This is a genomic window from Luteimonas sp. 22616 (assembly GCF_052044325.1).
Classification (GTDB): Bacteria; Pseudomonadota; Gammaproteobacteria; order Xanthomonadales; family Xanthomonadaceae; genus Luteimonas.
The window spans coordinates 1-407 of the sequence record NZ_JBQEMW010000004.1 but is presented as its reverse complement, the minus strand read 5'-3'; the positions used below and the strand labels follow the sequence as shown (position 1 = coordinate 407).

General features: G+C 71.0%; 1 pseudogene. It reads left to right on the top strand.

The window, feature by feature from the left end:
- Positions 1-407 (top strand): annotated as a pseudogene (locus tag ACTJIL_RS16095) (hypothetical protein); the annotation flags it as partial.

Genomic DNA, 407 nt, shown 5'->3' with positions numbered 1-407 from the left:
ACGGCGATCGGCTGGAACAGCTGGTCGAGCGGCGAGAGCAGCACGTCGCTGGGCGAGAGCGCGTTCGCGACCGCGGACGGGGCGACGGCGCTGGGCGCGGGTGCGAATGCCGACGCCCTCAACAGCGTGGCGCTGGGCGCCGGTTCGGAAGCCGACCGCGACAACAGCGTCTCGGTGGGCAGCGCGGGCAACGAGCGCCAGATCACCAACGTGGCGGCGGGCACCGAGGACACCGATGCGGTGAACGTGGCGCAGCTGCAGGAAGTGGCGAAGACGGCGGACAACACCGACCACTTCTTCCAGGCCAGCGACGACCCGGACAACCCGGGCATGGGCGCATACGTGGAAGGGATCAACGCCACCGCGGCGGGCGAAGCGACCAACGCGATTGGCGACGGTGCGTCGGC